We start from the raw sequence: 4,242 nt of genomic DNA on the forward strand, positions 1-4,242 counted from the left end.
GACTTGTCACAGCGCGTGCCCGGCCCACGGAGTCATTCCCGCGAAAGCGGGAAACTCTGTTCGCGGAGTTTGCCGCGCGCTCAGCAAACGGAGGTTCCCGCTTTCGCGGGAATGACTCCGAGTTTCGAATGCAAGGTCAGAGCGGTTGATCGATCGCCTCAAGGCCGGGTCTGCCCCGTGCCCTGAACCAGATACTTGAAGCTCGTCAGCTGCTCGACACCGACCGGGCCGCGGGCGTGGAACTTGCCGGTGGCGATGCCGATCTCGCCGCCGAAGCCGAACTCGCCGCCGTCGGCGAACTGGGTGGAGGCGTTATGGAGGAGGATGGCGCTGTCAATCTCGTTGAACCAGCGGGCGACCGAGGCCGGATCCTCGGTGATAATCGCCTCGGTGTGGTGCGAGGAATATTTGCCGATATGGGTGATGGCCTCGCCGACATCGGCAACCACCTTCACCGAGATGATGGCGTCCTCGTATTCGGTGTGCCAGTCCTGTTCGGTGGCGGCGATCGCCTCGGGGATCAGCGACATGACCGTCGCGTCGCCGCGGATCTCGCAGCCCTTGGCGACGAGCGCCGCGATCACCAGCTTCAGGTGCGTCGCCACCACATCGCGGTGCAGCATCAGCGTTTCGGTGGCGCCGCAGACGCCGGTGCGGCGCATCTTGGCGTTGAGGGTGACGTCAACCGCCATCTGCAGGTCGGCGGATTTGTCGATATAGGTGTGGCAGATGCCCTCGAGGTGAGCGAAAACCGGGACGCGCGCCTCCGACTGGACCCGGGCGACCAGGGTCTTGCCGCCGCGCGGCACGATCACGTCGATGGCGCCGCCGAGCCCGGCCAGCATCTCGCCAACCGCGGCGCGATCGGTGGTGGGGACGATCTGGATCGCATCGGCCGGCAGACCCGCCGCCTTGAGACCGCTAACGAGGCAGGCATGGATGGCGCGCGACGAGTTCACGCTGTCCGAGCCACCGCGGAGGATCACCGCATTGCCAGCCTTCAGGGTCAGCGCGCCGGCATCGGCGGTGACGTTCGGGCGGCTCTCGAAGATGACGCCGATGACACCGAGCGGGGTGGCGACGCGGCGGATGGTCATGCCGTTGGGTCGGGTCCATTCGGCCAGCACGCGTCCCACCGGATCTGGCAGCTCGGCAATGGTGCGAAGTCCCTCGATCATCGCGTCGATGCGCTTGTCGTTGAGCTGCAGCCGGTCGAGGAAGGCCTTGGAAATGCCCTTGCCCTCGGCGGCGCGCATGTCCAGCGCATTGGCCGAGAGGATGTCGTCGCGGCGATCGTCGATGGCGTCGGCGGCGGCCTGCAGCGCCTGCACCTTGCTTTGAGGTGTGGCAAAGGCGAGCACAGCGGCGGCAGCGCGGGCGCGGCGACCGAGTTCGAGCATGACGGTGGAGAGGTCGACGGCCGAGTCTTGGACTAGAACTTCTGCGCTCATCAGACTTTGGCCTCCAGGCCCATCAGCACCACCATGTTGTCACGGTGGATCAGTTCCGACCGGGTGCCGATGCCGAGCAGGTCGGCAACGACACGGGAGTTCTTGCCCTTCACCAGGTCGGCTTCCTCGCGGCCCATGCCGGCGAGGCCGCGGGCGATCTCGCGTCCATCGGGGCCGAGGATGGCGACGGCGTCGCCACGGCCGAACTCGCCGGTGACCCGGGTGACGCCGATCGGCAACAGGCTCTTGCCATCGAGCAGGGCGCGGGCGGCGCCGGCATCGACATGGATGGCGCCGAGCAGTTCGAGATGGCCCATGATCCAGCGCTTGCGCGCCTGGGCCCGGGATTCGGCGGGGGCGAACAGGGTGTGGCGCGCGCCTTCGGTCAGGGCGCGGAGCGGGTGATCCGCGGTACCCTTGGCGATGATCATGGCGGTGCCGGCCTGGGTGGTGATCTTACCGGCCTCGACCTTGGTGGTCATGCCGCCGCGGCTCAGGTGGCTGGCGGCGCCCCCGGCCATAGCGTCGATCTCGGGCGTGATGGCGGCGACGAACGGCAGGTGCTCGGCGTTCGGATCCTTGCTCGGCGGCGCGGTATAGAGCCCATCGACATCGGAGAGCAGGATCAGGCAGTCGGCCTCGATCATGGTAGCGACGCGGGCCGAGAGGCGATCATTGTCGCCGTAGCGGATCTCGGCCGTGGCGACGGAGTCGTTCTCGTTGATGATCGGGATGGCGCCCAGCCCGAGCAATGTCGAGATGGTGGTGCGGGCGTTGAGGAAGTAACGCCGTTCCTCGGTGATGTTGGGGGTGAGGAGGATCTGGCCGGTGACGATCTGGTGCTCGGCGAGCGCCGCGGCCCAGGCTTGGCTGAGGGCGATCTGCCCGGCGCTGGCGGCGGCCTGGCTCTGCTCGAGCGGCAGGTTGCGGGCATCGAGGTTGAGCAGGCGCCGGCCGAGCGCAATGGCGCCCGAGGAGACGATCACCAGCGACACCCCTTGCGCCTTCAGCGCGGCGAGGTCGGCGGCGAGCGAGGCCAGCCAGGCGGCACGGAGCTTGCCGGTCGCGCCGTCGACCAGCAGCGCCGAGCCGATCTTGATGGTGATGCGCCGATAGGGCGCCAGCGCGTTCGTCATCACGGCACCCAGGTGGGCTCGGATTTGCGGCGTTCAAGTTCTTCGCGTTCGGCCTTGTCGGCGTCCATCTGTGCGATGATGCGGTAGAGCACCTTGTCGACGCCCTCGCCGGTGACGCCGGAGCAGGTGAAGACCTCGGCCTTGCTGGCGCGCTTCAGCACCTTCACCTTTTCCTTCACCTCGTCCGGGTCGATCGCGTCGATCTTGTTGAGGACGACGATCTCCGGCTTTTCGGCCAGTTCCTCGGCATAGGCGGCGAGTTCGCCGCGGATGGTCTTGTAGGCGGTCTTCACGTCCTCCTGCGTGCCATCGATCAGGTGGACGAGGATGGCGCAGCGCTCGACATGGCCGAGGAAGCGGTCACCCAGCCCCTGGCCTTCATGCGCGCCCTCGATCAGGCCCGGAATATCGGCCAGCACCAGGTCGCGCTCGCCGATGGTGACGACGCCGAGGTTGGGATGGAGCGTGGTGAAGGGATAGTCGGCGATCTTCGGCTTGGCGGCCGAGACGGCAGCGAGGAAAGTCGACTTGCCGGCATTGGGCAGGCCGACAAGGCCGGCATCGGCGATCAGCTTCAGCCGCAGCCAGATCCATTTCTCGGTGCCGACGAGGCCCGGATTGGCGCGGCGTGGCGCCTGGTTGGCGCTGGTCTTGAAGTGGGCGTTGCCGAAGCCGCCATTGCCGCCTTCGAGCAGAACCAGCTCCTGGCCGACCTCGGTGAAATCGGCGATCAGCGTCTCGCCATCCTCTTCGAACACCTGGGTGCCAACCGGCACCTTGAGGATCGCGTCGCCGCCCTTGGCGCCATGCCGGTCCTTACCCATGCCATGGGTGCCGGTCTCGGCCTTGAAATGCTGCTGGAAGCGATAGTCGATCAGCGTGTTGAGGCCGTCGACGCAGCGGATGATGACATCGCCACCGCGCCCGCCATTGCCGCCGTTCGGGCCGCCGAACTCGACGAATTTTTCGCGCAGGAACGATACCGCGCCGGCACCGCCATTGCCGGAGCGCACGAAGACCTTTGCTTGGTCGAGGAATTTCATCTGGTACTTTCTCGGGTGGCCTGCCGGTGGGCCATCCAGGCGGTGCGTGTCAGTTCGGTGTCGATATGGCGCACCTCCTCTCCTCGCGCAAGGCAAAGGCGCGATGAGGTGCCGATCTCGACGAATCCGGCCTTCTTCTGGATGGCCAGTGAGGCCTTGTTGAAGTGAAACACCCCGGAGGCGAGCGTTGGCGCCGCGGTGGTCTCGAAATACCAGTCGAGACTGGCCCGCACCGCTTCGCTCATCAGCCCGCGGTTCCAGAATGGCTGCGCCAGCCAGTAGCCGATCACCGTGCCCTCGATGTCGCGGTGAAAGCCGACATTGCCGATCACTCCCTCGCCATCGAGGTCGATCATGAAGCCGGTCTCGCCGGCTGGGGTGTCGGGCCGCCAGGTTCTGAGCCAGGCCTTGGCGTCGGCCAGCCGGTAGGGGTAAGGCACGCGGCTCAAATTGCCGGCCACGGCGAAGTTGTCGAGGAAACGGGCGATGCGCGAGGCATCGTCCAGCACCGGCTGTCGGAGGGTGAGGCGCGGCGTGCGGAGCGTTACGTCCATGGTCAGTGGCTCGCCTGAATGAGAGTTATGCGCGGGAAGAGTACCCCCACCCCTGTCC

Annotated in this window: 4 protein-coding genes; all 4 read right to left on the reverse strand. The window is 66.7% G+C overall.

What is annotated here, in order from left to right; all coding sequences use genetic code 11:
* Nucleotides 1–158: 158 nt before the first annotated feature.
* From VW23_RS20575 to VW23_RS20590, 4 genes are read right to left on the reverse strand one after another with little or no spacing between them, the layout of a single operon-like run.
* On the reverse strand, nt 159–1,451 hold the full coding sequence (locus VW23_RS20575) for a glutamate-5-semialdehyde dehydrogenase (RefSeq protein WP_069911382.1): 1,293 nt from the start codon (nt 1,449–1,451) through the stop codon (nt 159–161).
* Entirely contained in the window at nt 1,451–2,587 is a 1,137-nt protein-coding gene (gene proB / locus VW23_RS20580) for a glutamate 5-kinase (RefSeq protein ID WP_069911383.1), read from the reverse strand. Before proB ends, VW23_RS20575 begins: the two co-directional genes overlap by 1 nt.
* On the reverse strand, nt 2,587–3,630 hold the full coding sequence (gene obgE, locus VW23_RS20585) for a GTPase ObgE (protein WP_069911384.1): 1,044 nt from the start codon (nt 3,628–3,630) through the stop codon (nt 2,587–2,589). Before obgE ends, proB begins: the two co-directional genes overlap by 1 nt.
* Complete coding sequence (locus VW23_RS20590; RefSeq protein WP_069911385.1) at nt 3,627–4,184, reverse strand: GNAT family N-acetyltransferase; 558 nt, start codon at nt 4,182–4,184, stop codon at nt 3,627–3,629. Before VW23_RS20590 ends, obgE begins: the two co-directional genes overlap by 4 nt.
* Nucleotides 4,185–4,242: the final 58 nt, after the last annotated feature.

The organism is Devosia insulae DS-56, from assembly GCF_000970465.2.
Classification (GTDB): domain Bacteria; phylum Pseudomonadota; class Alphaproteobacteria; order Rhizobiales; family Devosiaceae; genus Devosia_A; species Devosia_A insulae.

Excerpts from the sequence above, each read along its gene's own strand:
- VW23_RS20575 (WP_069911382.1), bottom strand. The coding sequence starts at position 1,451 with ATGAGCGCAGAAGTTCTAGTCCAAGACTCGGCCGTCGACCTCTCCACC.
- proB (WP_069911383.1), bottom strand. The coding sequence starts at position 2,587 with ATGACGAACGCGCTGGCGCCCTATCGGCGCATCACCATCAAGATCGGC.
- obgE (WP_069911384.1), bottom strand. The coding sequence starts at position 3,630 with ATGAAATTCCTCGACCAAGCAAAGGTCTTCGTGCGCTCCGGCAATGGC.
- VW23_RS20590 (WP_069911385.1), bottom strand. The coding sequence starts at position 4,184 with ATGGACGTAACGCTCCGCACGCCGCGCCTCACCCTCCGACAGCCGGTG.